This is a genomic window from Anoxynatronum sibiricum, from assembly GCF_039414295.1.
Taxonomy (GTDB): domain Bacteria; phylum Bacillota; class Clostridia; order Peptostreptococcales; family Tindalliaceae; genus Anoxynatronum; species Anoxynatronum sibiricum.
Genome location: NZ_JBCITM010000005.1, coordinates 158,968 through 178,408 on the forward strand (window position 1 = coordinate 158,968; position 19,441 = coordinate 178,408).

The window sequence follows — 19,441 nt, forward strand, 5'->3', positions numbered from 1 at the left end:
AGAAGCATCAGGGCAAAAGTCAACAGGTTGATGTCAAAAAGCCAGTGTGGTGGAATATTAAATAGGAAGTGAAGAACTGTGAAAAAACTGTTTCTCAGAGTGTTCCTGGTAGCATTCATCTGCTTTACAATTTTGTTTACAGGTGTTTTTGCTGCGTTTAACACTTACATGAAAGAAGATCATCCCCAGGCAGATGTGCCTGTTGTTCGCGACCGGGAAGACGGTGAGTTTGACCGTCAGCAGGAAGAACCTGTTGAACAGGATGAGCTGAAAAGACTGGTCAACGACAGCAGTCGGGTGAATTTCATCTTGCTGGGAATTGCCAGTGGACTGACAGATACCATGATGTTTGTTTCCTTTGACCCCGACACCAAAAATATGGACCTTATCTCCATTCCCAGAGATACCTACTATCCCCGGGTGGGGTATGATGGCCTTGGGCAGAAAAAAATCAATGCTGCCTACAGCGCACACGGGGCCGACGGTGTGAAAAATGTGATCAGCGATTTGTTATATGATGTGCCCGTGCATTACTATGTGACGGTGACCTATCAGGGAGCCGCTTCGGTGGTGGATGCCATTGGTGGCGTGCCAATTCACATCTCCAAGCGCATGTACTATGAAGATCCGTATGACACACCACCCCTGGTGATTGATTTTGCTGCCGGGAACCATGTACTCAACGGACGTGACGCTGTGAAGTTTCTCCGTTACCGTCAGGCCGCCCCCGGGTCGGGTGCCATGGAACGGAACGGTGACCTGGGACGCATTGAAGCCCAGCAGCAGTTTATGAAAAATGCCCTGGAAAAAGCCCTCACACTGGGGAACCTGCCCACCCTGGCCACCTCCGCTTTCCGATTTGTGCGCACCGATGTGGAGCTGCAGGAAGTGATGCGGCTGGCCAACGCGGCCCGATCCCTGAATCCCCAGGAGAACATGAATACTTACAGTCTGCCGGGTGAACCACGCACCCAGGGCGGCCTGAGCTATGTGTTTCATGACGCTTTGGAAACACGCCGGCTGCTGATTTACATCTACTCCAATGGCGAAAGCGGTCTGGAGGCTGAGCCGGAGGCAGAAGCGCCTGAAGCAGGCAGTGAAACCGGAGAAGCTTCAGAAGTATCGGAAGAAACTGCTGGAAGCGAAGTCACTGACATCACGTCACGGCGACGTTTATGGAATGAAATTCAGATTCAGAGGTTCTTTGATGTGGCCCGGGAGACCAGTTGATAGAGAACAGGGAATAGTGAATAAGAAAAGCAATGAATCATCAGCAGACAAAAATGAAATGTAAAATCGCTTTACGGAAACCTACTGCCTGCATCAAAAAAGAGCACCCCACGGGGTGTTCTCAGACTGTAGACAAAATATGATGAAGGCAAGGGATTTGGTAAAGAGCAGCCTTGGAAATCTTGTCAGTGTTTTTTCGAAAAAGGGAGAAAACCGCCAGCGCCTGCTGTTTGAGCGCAGCGAGTTCAGGCGCTGTTTTCGAGACTTTCGACTAAAAACACACAAGATTGGAGTCAGCTGCCCTGGCCAAAGCCCTTCGTCTTCAACCTCAAAAGAGCACCCCGCGGGGTGCTCTTTCATTTTTTGCTTTTTACGATTCGCGATTCCCGAATCTCTGTTCCCTACGCCTTATCCACTGCGACTCCAGCGATATCCTTGAAGTAAATCAGGTCGGTATACATTTCACCCAGATAAGGTTCGTAACGAACGCCGGCCAGGGTATACTGCTGTTTCTTGCGAAAAGCCAAAGAAGCAAAATTGGGAATGGGGCTGATGATGGTTTCAGCCATGATGGTGGTAATGTCTTTGGGGCGTATGTCGGCGATGAGCCGTTTGTAAAGTTCGCTGCCGATCCCATGACCGGTGAGGTGGGCGCGAATGGCGGTTTTATCAACCACCACAAAACTGTTCAGTCGTTCCTGGTCAAAGAGGGGGTGCCATTTGACCTCCTCAATCCAGTCAGGGTTATCCTCCAGCCATTGATCCCGGGTATAGGCCATTAAAAATCCCACCACCAGGGGTTTTGTCGAACTGGAAACGTTTTCTGCCACATAGAAATGATCCAGGCGTTGTGCCAGTGCAGTGAACTTTTCCATGTAAAAAGCAGGCTCTGAGGCGTAATCATCCACCAGGAACCCCTGGGTGGAGTCTTTATCACTTTTTCCCACAGAAGATGCAATTTGATAAACGGCGCCAATATCGGCTTCCGTCACCCTGCGCACCTTTATATAACTGCGAAACCTCAACTGTTCTTTCTCGATTCGGCCTGGTTGCATCGGGTTCCCTCCTTCTGGCGGCACCGGGGATGACAGTCACTGCCTGACGAGCTGCAGCGGGTAAAAAAACCCTTTATAAGACAGTTATAAAGGGAGCCGCACGAATTATTGCTACCGTCACTATTATAGTACATGGATCAAAGTGTGTCAAACAAGCGATTATCCCTTGCATACCATAGGGGGGTATGGTATAATGAACCCAGATGAGAAGAAAAGTGGAAAGGAGGGAGTTCGTTGCCTGAAGAAAAAAAGCCATCCATGCATTCTGCAGAAGTACAAAAGGGACTGGTGCACCGCCTGAATCGGGTGGAAGGTCAAATCAGGGGCATCAAAAAACTCATTGAACAGGAAACCTACTGTGATGACATTCTCCACCAGCTGGAGGCGGCCCGGTCGGCCCTTCGATCCATTGAAATGGTGCTGCTGGAAAGTCACGTGAAGCACTGTGTAGTGCATCAGATTCAACACGGCGATACCGATGTGGTGGAAGAAATTCTCACCACCATCAAAAAAATCACCAAATAAAACAGAAAACATGTTCAACGGTCGCGGGTGAAGACAAAAGCTTGTGACAAGGGCAGTTGCCTTCATGATGCATTGTCGACAGTCTGAAGCGTGTCAATAGGTCAACAAGGGCTAAAAGACCGGACTCGATTAGTTGAGCAGGCTTGACGATCAGAAACAGAGGCCATACTCAGTAACAGATTCGAGGGTGGATGAAATGGTTCATTCAGCTTTTCATTACAAAGAAAGAAGTGATTTGACATGAAAGAAACTGCTGTAAAAGTAGCCGGCATGAGCTGCACATCCTGCTCTGCCGCCATTGAAAAGAAACTGGGCAAAACTCCCGGGGTTTCCAAAGCTGCCATTAACTTTGCCACTGAGAAGCTGCACCTTGCTTATGATGAAACCGCTATTTCCCTGGAAGAAATCAGCGGCATTGTGGAGAAGCTGGGGTACACCCCCCTGATGGATACCGCGGAGGAGCAGGGATCTCCCACAACCTCTCAGGAACCTGCTGCCGCGTTACCTGCCACCGAAACCAAAACCCTTAAAGTGGCCGGGATGACCTGCACCGCCTGCTCAGCCGCCATCGAGCGGGGGCTGAATAAAATGGCCGGGGTGGAACAGGCCGCCGTGAACTTTGCCGCTGAAAAACTCACTGTCACCTATGACCCTTCACAGGTGCGACTGGCTTCCCTGGAGAAAAAAGTGAAAGACCTGGGGTACGAGCTGCTGCCGGAACAAACCGGCGCCCAGGCCGTTGACCAGGAAGAAGTCATGATGGGTGCCGCCCGCAGTCGTATGCTGAAATCGGCCATCCTTTCCAGTACCATCATGGTGTTGATGATCATCAAAATGTTCGGGGTCCATCCCCCCTATTACCTGTGGATCATTAACCTGCTGGCATTGCCCAATATCTTCCTGCTGGGCCGTCATGTTCACCGGGCCAGCTGGAACGCTGTCAAGAACAAAAGCCCCAACATGGACGTGCTGGTGACCCTGGGGTCTGTTCCCCCCTACCTTATCGGACTCATGGCCTTTTTCCTGCCACTGCAGGCCTTCACAGAAATGGCCAGCAGTATCATGACCCTCCACCTGGTGGGAAAATACCTGGAAACCAGGGCCAAGGGCCGGGCCTCTCAGGCCATCAAGAAGCTCATTGAAATGGGTGCTAAAACCGCCAATATCATTCTGAGCGGGGAAGAAGTGCAGGTGCCTGTAGAAGACCTGCGCCCTGGAGACGTGATGATTGTTCGCCCCGGTGAAAAAATTCCCACCGACGGCCAGGTAATGGAAGGGCAGAGCACTGTGGATGAGTCCATGGCCACTGGAGAATCCATGCCAGTGACCCGTACCGTGGGTGACACCGTCATTGGTGCCACCATCAACAAGCAGGGCGTCATGAAAGTGCAGGTAACCAAAACCGGCAAAGACACTTTTCTGTCTCAGGTGATTCAGCTGGTGGAATCCTGCCAGGGCTCCAAGGTACCCATTCAGGAATATGCCGACCGCATCACCGGCTTTTTTGTACCGGCCATTCTGGTAATTACCCTCCTGGTATTTACCTCCAACCTGCTGTTTCCTGAATTTCATCAGGGCATCCTGATATGGGGAGCTCAGTACCTTCCCTGGGTGCGTCCGGGAGCGGGCACCCTGTCCATCGCCTTTGTCACGGCCACCGCCGTGCTGGTTATCGCCTGCCCCTGCGCTCTTGGTCTGGGAACCCCCACTGCTCTCATGGTTGGCAGCGGCATGGGTGCCGAAAACGGCATTCTCATTCGTAACGGCGAAGCGGTGCAAACCTTTAAAGAGCTGAAAATGATCATTTTTGATAAAACAGGCACCATCACTTTGGGCCGCCCCGCCGTCACTGATGTACAGGTGACGGACGCCGGCGACGAATCCCGGCTGTGGCAGCTGGCCGCCGATCTGGAACAGTCTTCAGAGCATCCCTTGGCCTTTGCCATCATGGAAAAAGCCAAAGAAAAAGGCATGACCCCCAACGCTGTCACAAATTTTGAAGCCCTGCCAGGGTTTGGCATTCAGGGAGAACTGGCTGACGGTACCCGGGCATTCATGGGCAACCGAAAGCTGATGAGCGCCCAGGGCATTGATTTCAGCCAGTGGGAAAATACCATTGCCGCCCTGGAAGAAGAAGCCAAAACCGTGATGCTGGTGGCTGCCGGGAAGGCACTGGCGGGAATCATCGCAGTGGCTGACCCCATGAAAAGCGATTCTGCTGCTGCCATTAAAGAGCTCCATGAGATGGGTATTCAAACAGCCATGGTCACCGGTGACAACCAGCGCACCGCCAATGCCATTGCCCGTCAGGCCGGCGTGGGTTACGTGATTGCCGAAGTGCTGCCGGAGGGCAAGGTGGATGAAGTCAAAAAGCTGCAGGCTCAGTACGGTACTGTGGCCATGGTGGGAGACGGCATCAACGATGCCCCCGCTCTAAAGCAGGCCAACATCGGCATTGCCATCGGCACCGGTACCGACATTGCCATTGAGGCCGCCGATGTGACACTGGTGAAGGGAGAGTTGAGCGGCATTATTTCTGCCATTCTGCTTTCAAAAGCCACCTTTCGAAAAATCAAGGAAAATTACTTCTGGGCCTGGTTCTACAATGCCATTGCCATTCCCGTGGCCATGCTGGGGCTCTTGCATCCCATGATCGGTGCCGCCGCCATGAGCATCAGTTCTCTCAACGTGGTGTACAACTCCCTGCGGCTGAAGCGGGCCAACATCAAGCCGGGATACGTGAAATCCTGATGCATAAACCTTTTAAAATGGGGTATTTCATGAAAGAGGTTTGAAATATTCCATGAAAGAAACTGTAGTCGTTGATAAAAGCGGTTTGACACATTTGCTGAAAATGATTGAAGAATTGAAGACGAGAAAGGAGATGATCCCATGCGTAAACTGGTTAAAATTAAAGGAATGACCTGCGGCCACTGCAGTGCCCGCGTTGAAAAAATGCTGAAGGGACTTGAGGGGGTCACTGATGTGGTGGTGGATCTTGAAGGTGAAAATGCCATCATCAACCTGGCGGCCCCGGTGGATGATGCCCTCATCAGGGAAGCCATCGATGACGCCGGTTACGACGTGATTGCTATTCAGCAGCAGTAAGGGGCTAACGCGCAGCACTGCAATCACTGCAATCACTGCAATCACTGCAATCACTGCAATTACTCCAATAGATGCAATCACTGCAATCGCTGTTTCTGCAGGAACCCAATGATCTCTTTGGGGACACGCTTCGTTCTAAAACGCTCACCATTGTCCTACGCCGGCAGAAGGCTGTTAACAGTCCTTGCCGGCCCTTTTTTTATGGAAGGACAACAGCCTGGGCAAAGAAGCCATGGATAAAGTCTTTTCAAGCTGAATCCTTTTGTCAGGAGGAGAAATGGTGTGAAAGCCTGACGGTTGACCGGAAAGGAAAAAATGAGATACAATGGGGGTAAACATTGGAAAAAGTCTGACAATGAGCCCGCAATCTTTAGCGGTATGGTTCTGCATAAGGTAAGGTGCTGTATAGGTGTGGTTCCATCAATGGAATTGCGCCTTTTCACCCTCACACATTTCCTCAGGCGGTGGTGACAATGAAATTGATGAACCCATCTCATCAGCGAAAACGCTGGTATCCATTGATCGTCTTCCTTGCCTTGTCGGTACTGATGATCTTCGCCGCCTGTGGCCTTGCCCCGGCTTCGTTGCCAGGCGCCACCCATCGCCAAATACCTCCCCTCACCCTCCTCACCAACACCGAAAGCTATGACCCGATACGGTATCATGCGGCCCATCAAATGGCAGACTGGTGGCAACAGCTGGGATTTGAAGTGGAAGTAATTCCCATGGAGTTCAATGAACTCACCCATGCTGTACGAAATTTTGATCCAGAGGAAAAAGACTGGGATGCCTTCACCATGAGCTGGACAGGCCGGGTGGAGCGGGCTGACCCGGATATGTTCATTTACTCCATTGCCCATTCCTCGCAGGCAGGCATCATGGGGAACAACTATTGCGAATACCGAAATGAAGCCTACGATGCCCTGGCTGAAGCCCAGCGCCGGGTCATGAACCCCGATGTGCGCAGAGAAGTGGTGTATGCCGCCCAGGAGAAGCTGGCCCAGGATGTTCCCTATGTGACACTCTTTTACCGCCGGGTGGTGCAGGCCTATCGTCAGGATCGATGGGAAAACATGACTGCCATGGCGGGGGAAGGCATTTACCACGAATGGCTGCCTTTTCATGCCCAGCCTCGAAATGCACACGCTAAAGAGACCATGGCCCGGCTGGTCATCGCCAGCAACCAGGAGCCCTCTTCCCTGAATCCTCTTACCGCCTCCACCGTATGGGAATGGAAGCTGCTGCGCCTGATGTACGATAAACTGGCCAGGGTAAACCAGTATTTTCAGCCGAAACCATGGGCCGCCCGGGAGATCCGCCAGGTGAATGACGTCACCATCGACGTGATTCTACGGGAAGGGATGACGTTTCATGATGGCCAGCCTGTGAGACCTGAAGATGTGGTATTCACCTACGACATGATGCGGGAGCGAGGTGTCACTTATTTTGCCGCTTTTTTAGACCCCATTGAAGAAGTGGTGCTGCTGCCAGACCGCACCATCCGTTTTCGGCTGAAAGAGCCCTATGCGGCTTTCATCACCATGACCCTGGCCCAGATTCCCATTCTGCCGGAGCACCTGTGGTCAGGATTCCTGCCCGAATATGAAAGAGCAGCTCCCACAACACCGGGAGCATCAGAGAATATGCCAGTTCCCCTGGTGGGCAGCGGACCCCTGATTTTTGAAACCTGGGAACATGGAAAACGGATCACCTTTCGAAAAAATCCCCATTATTTTGCAGCCGACGACGTGGACCTTGATGAGCTCATCTACCGCCTTTACCCCGATACAGAAAGCGTGTTTCAGGCACTTCTTTCCGGCGAGGCAGATATGACCGGGGTGAATCTGGAACCGGAACAGCTCTCTAGGGCAGAGGCATTCTCTGAAATCAAAGTGATTCAGGTGCCTGATCTGGGTTTTCATTATCTGGGGTTCAACTGCTCCCGCCCTCCCTTTAATGACCCGGTGATGCGCCAGGCCGCTGCCATGGCCATGGATCTGGATTACCTGATTTCCCAATACCTTGAAGGTCTTGGAGATGTGGGTGGTCCTGGGCAGCCCATTTCCACAGGCAATGTATTCTGGAAAAATCCGGCTGTCACCCAATACCCCTTCGATATCACCAAAGCCAGAGAAATGCTGCATGAAACCGGATACACCTGGGATGAACAGGGCCGGATCTGCTGGAAGGAGTGACCCCCATGACACAACAGCCCCCACCCCGGTTGATCAAACGCACCAAGCTCATCGGCTACCCCATGATCCTGGTAACCCTGGGCCTGATCATCATCAGTGTGGCCGGTGCCTACACCAGCAGGCATTTGATCATAAACCAAATTAAAGAAGATGGCGTCACCCTGGCCCACCAGATTGTCCGCCAGATTCAGGGGAATGAGTCTTCTGTCAGACTGGCCCGGCACATGATGGAAACCCACATTAGCAGTGCCAACCAGCTGGTGGTGGCCAACAGCGATCAGGTGAGCGATGATTACCTCACCCACTTGACACAAATCACTCTTATGGATGAAATCACCTGGCATGATGCTGACGGACAGGTGCTGTTTGCCAGTGACAATTCTCGGCGACGGCCTGTTGCCGCCGGTGATCCTTTATATGCTTTTTTGCGTGGCACTGATCAGGAGTTGATGGAGCCCTTGAGATTTATCAGCTTGACTGGTGAGAACTATCAATACGGTGCCCTGAAGCATCCCAGCGGCAAATTTGTCCGGTCAGGCATTCTGGCAGATAATGTGTTGGAGCTGACCCGGCAGTTCGGCTATCAGACACTGGTGGCACAGGTGGCTGAAAGTGAAAACCTCACCTATGCCCTGGTGGTGGACCGTCAGATGACGGCCATCGCCGACTCTGATCTGAAAGATCTTGGCATTCGTTACGTTCCAGAGGAAGAAGCGGCCATGCAGGCAGCTTTTCGCGGAGCTACAAAGGTAGCAGAGTGGTATGACGAATCCAGAAATGAACGGGTGATGGAGGTGATCACGCCCATTGTCACCGATGGAGAAATCGGCCATGTGCTCATCGTGGGCATGTCCATGGCCTCGGTGTATGACCATTTTCACCAAATGACCCTGATTTTCGTGGCAACGGCACTGGCGGTGCTGCTGGCCTTTTTGTGGCTCCAGCGGCGGCATGTGATGGCACCGGTGAAAGAGCTGGACGCAGGCATCAGCAGCATTGACATCAAAGAACAGATGGATTACCGCATTCAGCTCTCCCCGGGCAATCCTTTCCTGGGTCTGGCGGCCACCATCAACCAAATCCTGGACCGCACCCAACAGTACTTCACCAGCCTCCAGGAAAACCAGCGTGACCTGGAAATATCCAACCAGAACATCACCGAAGCCTACCAGCGCATCCAGGCCTCTGAAGAAGCTCTCAACGATCAGCTGGCCTACATCACAGAGCAGCAGGAATGGATTCAACACCAGGCCTATCATGACGACCTGACACAGCTTCCCAACCGGCGTCATTTCATGGAGCGGCTGGCCAGCTGCCTGCAGCATGAGTTTCAGGGGGCGGTGATTCTGGTGGACACCGATAACTTCAAAAGTATCAACGATACCATGGGGCATATATTTGGAGACAAAGTATTAAAACAGATGGGAGCAGAGCTTGTTTCCCTGCTGGGGGAAAGTGTGTTTCTCTCCAGGTTTGGCGGCGATGAGTTTCTGATTTTACTGGACAGACCCACCGATTCACGACAGGTGGAATCTGTCGCGATGACCATAAAAAGCCATTTCAGCCGGCACTTTTCGGTGGAGGAGACCAGTGTTCATCTGACTCTGAGCATGGGCATTGCCACTTATCCGGAACATGGGCAAGACCCGGAGGCGCTGATCATGAAAGCCGATATGGCTCTTCACCGTGTGAAAACCATGGGGAAGAACAATTATCTTTTCTTTGATGAATCCATGACCAAAAGCATGCGGGAAAAAGCCCGGGTGGAAAACATTCTTCGGGAAGCGCTGGAAACCGACGGTTTCACCCTGCATTACCAAGCCCAGGTGATGGTGGCAACAGGAAAGCTGGCAGGCTTCGAAGCGCTGCTGCGCCTGAAGGACTTTTCGGTGCCCCCCGGCATCTTCATTTCCGTGGCAGAAGAAATAGGGCTGATTCTTGAAATTGGACGCTGGGTAACCCGGGCGGTGATCCGGCAGGTGGCAGCCTGGCAGGAGCAGGAGCTGTCGGTGATGCCCGTATCCATCAATTTTTCAGCCCTGCAGCTCAACGACACCGATTATGTGGATTTTCTAAAGCGGGAACTTTACCAGATGAACGTCTCTCCCCAGCTGATTATGATCGAAATCACCGAAAGTATTTTTCTGGACAACCGGGAAGAGACCCTGCGGTTTCTTCACCAGCTGAAAAACCTGGGCGTGGCAATCAGCATCGACGACTTCGGCACCGGCTACTCCTCCCTCAGCTACCTCACCGAAGTGCCGGCAGATGTGGTGAAGCTGGATAAAAGCCTTATTGACCGATATCTGGAAAAAAACAGCCAGGCAGTTATCGACAGCATGATTGCCCTGATCCACAGCTTGGACCTGGAGGTGCTTGCCGAGGGCGTTGAAGAAAAAGAGCAGTTTTGGCGGCTGGCTTCCTGCGGCTGCGACTATATTCAGGGGTACCTGTTCAGTAAACCCCTGCCGCCGGAAGACGCCGTGAATCTCTTTCATCAGAATTTTACCAGCCTCTTCAAAGAAGCATAGGCTTATGGTAAAATGGGGAAATGACAAGGAGGATTGCCCATGAAAAAAGGATGCCTGATTACACTCACAGTGGCGGGCCTGTTGATCTTCATCAGTGCCGCCCTTGGAATAGGCGCTTACCTGCTGGCCCCTGCGGCCCTGTCTGTCACCGTGCATGAAGATCCCGCAGAAATCACCGTTGCCCCCGGCGACAGCCTGCACCGGGTGTCGGAGCAACTGAAAGAAGCAGGGGTGATTCGCAGTGCCCTCTGGTTTCGCCGCAAAGGCCAGGAGGAAGGCATCGACCGGCTCATCAAGCCGGGAACCCTGGTGATCGAGCCTGGCAGCCACATCGACGATGTCTTCGAAGCCTTAACCATCGACCGCCAGCAGCGGGAACAGGTACGGGTCACTTTTCCCGAAGGCTTCACCCTTTATCAAATGGCCCGTCGGCTGGAAGAGCGGGAGATTGTCGATGCCGAAGAATTTCTGGAAGCCACCCGGCGATACCATGCAGCCGGCGACTATTCCTTTGATGCCAGTCAGCTCTATTTTCCCCTGGAAGGCTACTTGTTTCCCGACACCTACCAGTTTGAAGTGGATGCCACCGCCGATGAAATTGTCGCAGTGATGGCCCGGCAAATGGAAAAAGTGCTCACCCCAGAGTGGCGCCAGCGGGCAGAAGAAATGGGGTACACCACCCACCAGCTGCTGACCCTGGCCTCCCTCATCGAAAAGGAAGCCTTTGGCGATCATGAACGGCCCACCATCGCCGGCGTGGTATATAATCGGCTGGAAATCGACATGCTTCTTCAGTTCTGCTCCTCAGTGCTGTATGGACTGGATGACGGTCAGGAGCTGGCTACCCGCCTCCTCTACCGGGACCTGGAAGAACCCCACCCTTTTAACACCTACAAATACAAGGGCCTCCCCCCTGGCCCCATTGCCAACCCTGGCAGGGCTTCCATTGAAGCGGCCCTTTACCCTGAAGACAATGACTATCTCTACTTTGTGGTGGGCGACGGCGGCCACAATTTCAGCCGGGAGTACCGGGACCACCTTCAAAATGTGGAGGCCTACCGCAACCGAAGTGATGAGTAAGGTGGCGACCATGATGATGGTCTGAATAGAAAGATGCACTATGAAGAAAGCAGCAGCCAGCGGGGTGATGATGTCGACAGACAACCCAGGCGTGCTGCTTTTTTGAGATAAAAAAACAGCACGCGCAAAAAAGCTGTTGAAAAATGTGCTGCAGGGCACTTCTTGTGAAAAGTTACCTGGTGCAGTGAACCGGGTAAATACATAGTGATAATGAGAAGGATGATGACAATGACAAGAATGACAATAATGGAAATGTGACAACGCAAGGACAGCTTTAAAATCGCCGGTGACAGGGGATTGGATAGATTTAGAGGAACCAATTAAAAGGGAGAAAAGGAGGTGACTGGCATGAATCGAAAACGAGTACTTATCTTGCTGGTGGCTGCGGCAGCGCTGGGCATCTATCTCACCGCCGCCGACAGTCTCGTTGCCTGGATCGCTTTTTTTCGCCCTGACGACATTCAGGAGCTGGTGCGGCATTACGGTTTCTGGGGAAAGCTGTTGTTTTTTGGACTGGCCGCCATCCGTCCCTTTTTATTCATGCCTGTTTCCGTCTTTTTCATCACCGGCGGCATTGCCTTTGGCACCCTTCAGGGATCAGCCCTGGCCATCGGCGGTCTGGTAATCTCCTCCAGCCTCTGCTACTGGCTGGCCCACCGTTTCCAGTGTCTTTTCTACAAAATCGTTCATGAAAAATACATCCGCAAGGTGCAGGAGGCCGCAGCCACCAATCTGGTGAGCAAAACTTTTTCCCTGCGGGTTTCTCCCGGAATGCCCTTCGACATCATCAGCTACGCCGCCGGTCTCACCAACATCTCCTATCGAAAATTCATCTGGGGCACTTTTCTGGGGGCCATTCCCAAGGGAGTGCTCTACACCTACCTGGCAGACAACCTGGACAACTACTTTTCTCCCCAAACCATCACTGCTTACTCGCTGCTGCTGGCCATCGCCCTGGGCCCCCACCTCTACCACTGGGTTCAGAAAAAACGCCGGCCAAAAGAAGCTGGCACCAAAGAGAATGGTACCAAAGAGAATGAAGTGCCGGTGCCTCCCTGGAAACCACCAGATTGTTGAAGGATTGGTGTGGTTGCGTTCTTCTGTTGGGGAAGGGGATAGATTGATTGTTCACGACTGTTGAGGCAACGTGATTGCCTTTCGACAGTGTTTCAACTGAACTGATACAAGATGACAAATGATGAAGCACCCCTTAAAATTGGCAAAGAATTTTAAGGAGGTGTTTTTGCTTTTTTATGTATCATAATGAGACGAGCTATAATGTGAGTCATCAGAAATGATCAAGCAGACAGAAAAAATAACAAAATTGCTTGCATTATTAAGAAAGAGGAAATATAATCATAACGAGACAAATAAACAATGAGTCTCAAAATGATACTAATAACAAAAAGGGATGGAGGAAAAGTGAATGACAACCATCAATAACCAAAAGAAAAAACAGGAAGATGACGTAACGGCACTTCTGAGGGGTGCCATTGAACACCGGGCCACCTGGATGGGATTGACTTATCTGGCGGCGAAAGAGGCCGGATGTGATGCAGAAAAAATAACCCGGGCGGCCATCAGAAAAACGGGCAATATTCATGGCGCCAACATTAAGAAAGCCATGGAAAAAGGAGAAAGTCTGGTTGATTTCAGACATGCCTTCTTAACCAGTCATGTCATTAATATTTTTGAAATGGACATTAAAGAGCTGGAGACAGAGAACTTTAAAATTGAGTTCAATTATTGCCCGCTGGTGAGTGCTTGGCAGAAGCTGGGAATGGACAACGAAACCATTGATCTTCTTTGTGACATGGCAATGGATGGTGATCGTGGCATTGCAGAAGCTATCGGAGCAACCTTTGAGCTGGGTGACACCATTGCCAAGGGATGTGCCACCTGCAAGCTTCATTTCTCCAAATAAGGCAGGCAATTAAAACCAGGACATAACGGATTTGCTAAGGCTGACACAGCATTTCTGAAACAGTTGACCAGTTGATCATGAACAGGAATGAGAGGAGCTTAAAGATGAAAAAAACAATCAGTTTAATGTTGATCCTTGCCTTGGTTCTCGTCAGTATGACTGGCTGTGGAAGCAGCTCAACAGATGCCGGATCGGTTAAAATGGCAATAGCAGCACCGATGACCGGAGATTTTGCAGAATACGGCACCGGTTTTCGAAATGCGGTTGAATTGATGGTCAATGAATGGAATGAAAACGGCGGTGTATTAGGTCAGCAGATAGAACTGGTGGTCTATGATGATAAAAATGATGGTGAAGAAGCAGCCACCATCGCAGAGCGAATTGCCTCAGATGACAACATCATGGGAGTGGTGGGGCACTTTGCCAGTGGTGTCTGTATGGCGGCAACACCCACCTACCAGGAAACAGGCATCGTGAATATCTCTCCTTCTGCATCTCATCCCGACTTCACAAAAGAAGGGGATTACATTTTCAGAAACAACACCGTGATCAATGTGGAAGCTGAAGCAGCCGTGGCAATTGCAACAGAGCTTTACGGAAAAAGCAAAGTGGGCATTCTGTCAGTTCGGAACGACTGGGGTGCCAGCACCGCTGAAATTACAAAGGAACTGGTGGCAGCCGCTGGTGCAGAGGTGGTGGATCATCAGGAAATTCTGGATGGCACCGTTGATTTCAGTCCAAACATTTCGCGTCTTCACAATGCTGGTGCAGAAGTGATTATTGTGGCAGCCATGTATAATGTGCTGGGACCCTTTGCATCTCAATATCAAGATGTGAACCCGGATATTCAGTTTGTAGGATTCTCCAATGCGTATAGCCGTCAGCTTATTGAACTGGCCGGCGACAGTGCAGAAGGTATTCACTTCCCCACCCAGTTTTTCGACGGTTCCACAGATGAAAACGTTGTCGCCTTTGTTGAAGCTTACAAAGAAGCGCATGGATCAACACCCAGCAGCTTGACCGCCCAGGCCTATGACAGTGCAGGCATTATCCTGACTGCCATTCAAAACGCGGGTGAACTGGATCGTGCTGCCATTCGGGATCAGGTGGCAGCCATTGAATACAATGGTGTCACAGGGTTTACAACCTTTAATGAATCCAGAGATTCAGTACGGCCCTTCACAGTGGTGAAAATTCACCAGGGAGAGTTTGTGGAAGCAAGATAAACCGATAACATTAAGTGATATGCAAACCTGCAGGGATGCCAAAGCAGATGATGCGCCGCATCCCTGCAGCCAACAATCTTTAATGATACCAACACCGAGACAGGAATGTAGTGACAAAGAAGCGATGGGGTGAACGAATGGTAATGGAACAGTTGATTAATGGACTGACCATTGGAATTATCTACGCTTTAATTGCTGTGGGTTACTCCCTTGTTTTTGGCATATTAAGGCTGGTGAATTTTTCCCATGGGTCCGTTTATGCTTTTGGCGCACACATGTCATTGCTTTTTATTTCCATGGAGTTCGGAATTGTACCGGCGGTCATTGCCAGTATGATTTTCACGGGAATGCTGGGCATTGCCATCGACAAACTTTCTCTGGAGCCCCTGCGAATGAAAGGCTCCAAACCAATTGCCGCACTCATTACAACCATCGGCATATCCTACATCATTCAAAACATGCTGATGATTGTTTTTGGCAGTGAAACAAAGAGTTTTCCCCGGCTGTTCAACTATGGAACAGTTCATATTTTTGGAGTTAATGTGGGAAGCACACAAATCGCCATCTTTTTCATCTCATTAGTTCTTTTGGTGGCTTTGACGGCAATTATCCATTACACAAAGGTAGGCCTGGCCATGAGAGGCGTGGAGCAAAATGCCAAAGCATCGTATCTAATGGGAATCAATGTCAATCGAGTGGTGACCTTCACCTTTTTTCTGGGAGGCGTTTCTGCTGCCATTGCAGGCACTTTGGTGAGCGGCTACTACCAGATGGTGTCACCGGGAATGGGATTTATGCCAGGGCTGAAAGCGTTCTCAGCAGCGGTGCTGGGCGGCATAGGAATCCTGTACGGATCCGTCATCGGCGGATTGGTGGTGGGCATTTCCGAGACCTTTGCAGCAACCTATCTCGGCGGCAGTTACCGGGATGCAGTGGCTTTTATTATTCTGATTCTTGTTCTTCTGGTTAGACCCAACGGTTTATTCGGAAAGAAAGGCATAAAGAAGGTGTGAATCCATGGATGAGTTGAGGAGATTAATAAAAGAAAAACGCATACCGCTTTATCGTAAAATGGATCAGTACCGGAACCACATCATTGCAGGGCTGTTGCTGTTGCTGCTGGCACTGCCTTACCTGCTGAACTCCCAGTATATCATGCGCATCATTATCATGATCTGTGTCTACAGCATGCTTGGCATGTCGCTGGGACTGATCACAGGCTATGCCGGGCAGACCTCCCTGGGGCACGCAGCCTTTTATGCCATTGGAGCCTATACGTCGGCGATTATTAGTGTGACCTACGGCGTCAGCTTTTTTATCACCGCTCCCATCGCGGCCTGTGTCGCTGCATTAATGGGGCTTTTGCTCGGACTTCCGACGTTAAGACTCTCCGGAACGTATCTGGCGATCACCACGCTGGGATTTGCAGAAGTGGTGCGGATGATCTTTCTTAACTGGGAGAGGGTCACCAATGGCCCCCTGGGCATTTCCAGAATCCCGCGACCGGTCTTTTTTGGCATTGAGCTGACGATTGCAAACAACGGCATGTATTACCTGGTGCTGGCGCTGCTTCTGGTGACCACCCTGGTCATGCATTTCATTGTCAGGTCCAAATTTGGACGAGCGCTGACAGCCATACGGGATGATGAAGTGGCGGCAGTCATGATGGGCGTACGCACCACTTATTACAAAATCATTGCGTTTGTCGTGGGTGCTTTTTTCGCAGGCCTGGCCGGTGCTTTCTACGCACACATGATTCGATTTATCGATCCAAACACCTTCACCTTTGATACATCAATCCTGATCCTGAGCATTGTGATTTTGGGAGGAATGGGAACCATCAAGGGAATGTTTTTAGGAGCCATCCTGTTGATTAGTTTTCCTGAACTGCTGCGTTTTGTTCAGGAGTATCGCTTTGTGTTGTATGGGCTGATATTGGTGCTCATGATGCGATTCCGTCCACAGGGGCTGCTGGGTGGTCAGCAGAAAACGGATTATGCCTTTCCCAAGGGGATGAAGGTTGACAATCAATGAGGAGAAGGGCAACCGATCAGAATCCGATAAAGGAAGGTACTGACTATGGCATATCTATCCATCGATAATATTTCAATGCATTTTGGCGGTCTGGTGGCATTGGACGATGTCTCCATTCAGGTTGAACCCGGCGAAATCGTCAGCATCATCGGGCCAAACGGAGCGGGTAAAACCACTCTGTTCAATGTCATTACCGGTGTGTATAAACCCACCGGAGGAAGCATTCATTTTGAAAATCAGCCAATCCACAATAAAGAGCCCCAGGAAATTGTCAAAGCAGGGATCGCGCGCACCTTTCAAAACATTCGTTTATGCAAAGACATGCGCGTCATCGAAAATGTGCTCTTGGGAATGCACACCCACACAGACTATCATTTTTGGGATGTGGTCTTCAGAACAAAAAAGTTTAAAACCATCGAACTTGAAAAGCACGAAGAAGCCCTGCGGATTTTGACATCCATCGGCCTTCAGGATCAAATACACAACTATGCAACGAATCTTCCCTATGGTGCCCAAAGAAGACTTGAAATATCCAGGGCCATCTCCACAAAAGCCAAAATCATCCTGCTGGATGAACCTGCGGCGGGCATGAATGAATTTGAGACCGACGCCCTGCTGGATTTCATCATGGAGCTGAAAATACAAGGGTTCACCATTATTCTCATCGAACATGATATGCGGTTGGTGATGAATATTTCCGACAGAATCTATGTCATTGATCATGGCAAAAAAATTGCGGAAGGGCTTCCGAAAGACATTGCCAAAAATCCCCGAGTCATTGAAGCCTACCTTGGAAGGAAGGAAGAAAATGCTTAAAGTCACGGATATCCATACTTACTACGGAAATATTCATGCACTCAAAGGGATCACGATGGAAGTTCACCGGGGCGAGATTGTCACCCTCATTGGGAGCAATGGAGCAGGCAAGAGCACCACACTGTCCACCATCACCGGCCTTGTGCGCTCAAAAATGGGATCCATTTTTTTCGAAGATAAAGACATTACGTCACTCAGCCCCGATCAAATTGTTAAAAAGGGAGTCAGCCTCACCCCTGAAGGGCGGGAAGTGTTTCCCGCATTAACGGTGGAGGAAAACTTAAAGCTGGGCGCTTATATACGCAAAGACAAAGACGGAATACAGTCTTCTTTTGACCGTGTGTATGAGTTGTTTCCCCGTCTGCATGAGCGGAAAAAGCAGACGGCGGGAACGTTGTCCGGAGGGGAACAGCAGATGCTGGCCATTGGAAGATCCCTCATGACAGCTCCCCAGCTGCTGATGTTGGATGAACCCTCGCTGGGGCTTGCTCCAAAGCTGATCGAAACCATTTTTGAGCTCATTGTATCCATCAACCAACAGGGAACCACCATTCTGCTGGTCGAACAGAACGCAAATATGGCCCTTGCCATTGCAAATCGCGGATATGTTTTGGAAACAGGAAAGATCATATTGTGCGATGATGCCCGGGCGCTGCAGGAAAATGACGAAGTGCGAAAAGCATACTTGGGAGATATCCTTCAATAAACCAGGAAAGGAAGAGACGCGATGAAAAAAATCATTAACCATCCCGATCATGTGGTGACGGAAATGCTGGAGGGAATGGCACTGGCACATCCGGAAGTGGTTTATTTTAAAGAGGCTGAGGTCATTGCCCGGAAAGAAAAGAGTCACAAAGTGGGGCTGGTTTCAGGCGGCGGCAGCGGGCATGAACCCTCCCACGCGGGATATGTGGGAAAAGGCATTCTGGATGCGGCAGTTGCCGGCAATGTGTTTGCATCACCATCACCAGACAGGGTGTTAAAAGGCATTCAGGAGGCAAACAGCGGAAAAGGAGTCTTATTGATCATCAAAAACTATTCCGGTGATATCATGAACTTCCAGATGGCGCAGGAACTGGCAGAAATGGAAGGCATTGAAGTGGATCATGTGGTTGTGAAGGATGATGTGGCAGTACCCGACAGCACCTATTCAACAGGACGGCGAGGAATCGCCGGGACGGTTTTTGTTCACAAGGTGGCCGGCGCCAAGGCAGAAACGGGTGCTTCCCTTCAGGAAGTGAAGCAGGTGGCAGAAAAAACCATCGCCAATATTCGCAGCATGGGCATGGCCATGTCTTCCTGTGTGCTGCCAGGGGTGGGAACACCCAGTTTTACACTGGGTGCTGATGAAATTGAAATTGGAATGGGGATCCATGGAGAGCCTGGCATTGAAAAAAGCCCGGTGCTCCCCGCCAAAGAAATCGCCAAAAAATTGGTGGAGCCCATCCTGAACGATTTTGAAAAGATGAGTGGCGAAGTGGCGGTCATGGTAAACGGACTGGGATCCACCCCCCTCATGGAACTGTACATTCTCTTCAGAGAGGTGACTGAACTCCTGAAGCAGCATGACATATCGGTCTATCGAGCCTATGTGGGTAACTTCATGACAGCTCTGGAAATGTCGGGTGCGTCGCTGACGCTGCTGAACCTGGATCAGGAACTGAAGGCGCTAATCGATGCACCTTGCCAGACGCCGGCAATGAAAGGATAGGTGATA

At 50.8% G+C, this 19,441-nt stretch carries 16 protein-coding genes; 15 read left to right on the forward strand and 1 reads right to left on the reverse strand.

The annotated features are described in order from the left end of the window. The first annotated feature begins 78 nt into the window (after nt 1-78). Nucleotides 79-1,230, forward strand: coding sequence for an LCP family protein (locus AAIG11_RS06885; RefSeq protein WP_343185498.1), 1,152 nt, complete (start codon nt 79-81; stop codon nt 1,228-1,230). A gap of 401 nt (nt 1,231-1,631) precedes the next feature. Here AAIG11_RS06885 and AAIG11_RS06890 read toward each other — a convergent pair whose 3' ends face one another. Continuing rightward, nucleotides 1,632-2,285, reverse strand: a complete 654-nt coding sequence (locus tag AAIG11_RS06890; protein WP_343185499.1) for a GNAT family N-acetyltransferase — start codon at nt 2,283-2,285, stop codon at nt 1,632-1,634. Between the two features lie 234 nt (nt 2,286-2,519). Between AAIG11_RS06890 and AAIG11_RS06895 the strand changes: the two genes are divergently transcribed. The 14 genes from AAIG11_RS06895 (at nt 2,520) to dhaK (ending at nt 19,435) form a co-directional block, all read left to right on the forward strand. Continuing rightward, nucleotides 2,520-2,810 carry a metal-sensitive transcriptional regulator gene (locus AAIG11_RS06895; protein ID WP_343185500.1) on the forward strand — a complete coding sequence of 97 codons (291 nt, stop codon included), beginning with the start codon at nt 2,520-2,522 and terminating at the stop codon, nt 2,808-2,810. Nucleotides 2,811-3,050: 240 nt separating this feature from the next. Continuing rightward, the gene (locus tag AAIG11_RS06900) at nt 3,051-5,561 is read left to right on the forward strand and encodes a heavy metal translocating P-type ATPase (RefSeq protein WP_343185501.1); all 2,511 of its coding nucleotides are present in this window, start codon (nt 3,051-3,053) and stop codon (nt 5,559-5,561) included. Between the two features lie 141 nt (nt 5,562-5,702). Further along, nucleotides 5,703-5,918 carry a heavy-metal-associated domain-containing protein gene (locus AAIG11_RS06905; protein WP_343185502.1) on the forward strand — a complete coding sequence of 72 codons (216 nt, stop codon included), beginning with the start codon at nt 5,703-5,705 and terminating at the stop codon, nt 5,916-5,918. 473 nt (nt 5,919-6,391) lie between these two features. Next, complete coding sequence (locus AAIG11_RS06910) at nt 6,392-8,113, forward strand: ABC transporter substrate-binding protein (RefSeq protein ID WP_343185503.1); 1,722 nt, start codon at nt 6,392-6,394, stop codon at nt 8,111-8,113. A gap of 5 nt (nt 8,114-8,118) precedes the next feature. After that, nucleotides 8,119-10,644 carry a bifunctional diguanylate cyclase/phosphodiesterase gene (locus tag AAIG11_RS06915; RefSeq protein ID WP_343185504.1) on the forward strand — a complete coding sequence of 842 codons (2,526 nt, stop codon included), beginning with the start codon at nt 8,119-8,121 and terminating at the stop codon, nt 10,642-10,644. 39 nt (nt 10,645-10,683) lie between these two features. Beyond that, nucleotides 10,684-11,724 carry an endolytic transglycosylase MltG gene (mltG, locus tag AAIG11_RS06920; protein ID WP_343185505.1) on the forward strand — a complete coding sequence of 347 codons (1,041 nt, stop codon included), beginning with the start codon at nt 10,684-10,686 and terminating at the stop codon, nt 11,722-11,724. 348 nt (nt 11,725-12,072) lie between these two features. After that, the gene (locus tag AAIG11_RS06925; RefSeq protein ID WP_343185506.1) at nt 12,073-12,801 is read left to right on the forward strand and encodes a TVP38/TMEM64 family protein; all 729 of its coding nucleotides are present in this window, start codon (nt 12,073-12,075) and stop codon (nt 12,799-12,801) included. A 349-nt stretch (nt 12,802-13,150) separates the two neighbouring features. Then, the gene (locus AAIG11_RS06930; RefSeq protein WP_343185507.1) at nt 13,151-13,648 is read left to right on the forward strand and encodes an L-2-amino-thiazoline-4-carboxylic acid hydrolase; all 498 of its coding nucleotides are present in this window, start codon (nt 13,151-13,153) and stop codon (nt 13,646-13,648) included. Nucleotides 13,649-13,752: 104 nt separating this feature from the next. Next, the gene (locus AAIG11_RS06935; protein WP_343185508.1) at nt 13,753-14,874 is read left to right on the forward strand and encodes an ABC transporter substrate-binding protein; all 1,122 of its coding nucleotides are present in this window, start codon (nt 13,753-13,755) and stop codon (nt 14,872-14,874) included. A 143-nt stretch (nt 14,875-15,017) separates the two neighbouring features. Continuing rightward, nucleotides 15,018-15,887, forward strand: coding sequence for a branched-chain amino acid ABC transporter permease (locus AAIG11_RS06940; RefSeq protein ID WP_343185509.1), 870 nt, complete (start codon nt 15,018-15,020; stop codon nt 15,885-15,887). Between the two features lie 4 nt (nt 15,888-15,891). After that, nucleotides 15,892-16,908 (forward strand): branched-chain amino acid ABC transporter permease, encoded by a 1,017-nt coding sequence (locus AAIG11_RS06945; RefSeq protein WP_343185510.1) that lies wholly within the window; start codon nt 15,892-15,894, stop codon nt 16,906-16,908. A 45-nt stretch (nt 16,909-16,953) separates the two neighbouring features. Next, a complete protein-coding gene (locus tag AAIG11_RS06950; protein WP_343185511.1) occupies nt 16,954-17,724 on the forward strand; it encodes an ABC transporter ATP-binding protein in 771 nt (256 codons plus the stop codon). Further along, nucleotides 17,717-18,430, forward strand: a complete 714-nt coding sequence (locus tag AAIG11_RS06955; RefSeq protein ID WP_343185512.1) for an ABC transporter ATP-binding protein — start codon at nt 17,717-17,719, stop codon at nt 18,428-18,430. Before AAIG11_RS06950 ends, AAIG11_RS06955 begins: the two co-directional genes overlap by 8 nt. A 21-nt stretch (nt 18,431-18,451) precedes the next feature. Further along, nucleotides 18,452-19,435, forward strand: coding sequence for a dihydroxyacetone kinase subunit DhaK (gene dhaK / locus AAIG11_RS06960; protein WP_343185513.1), 984 nt, complete (start codon nt 18,452-18,454; stop codon nt 19,433-19,435). The last annotated feature ends 6 nt before the right edge of the window (nt 19,436-19,441 follow it).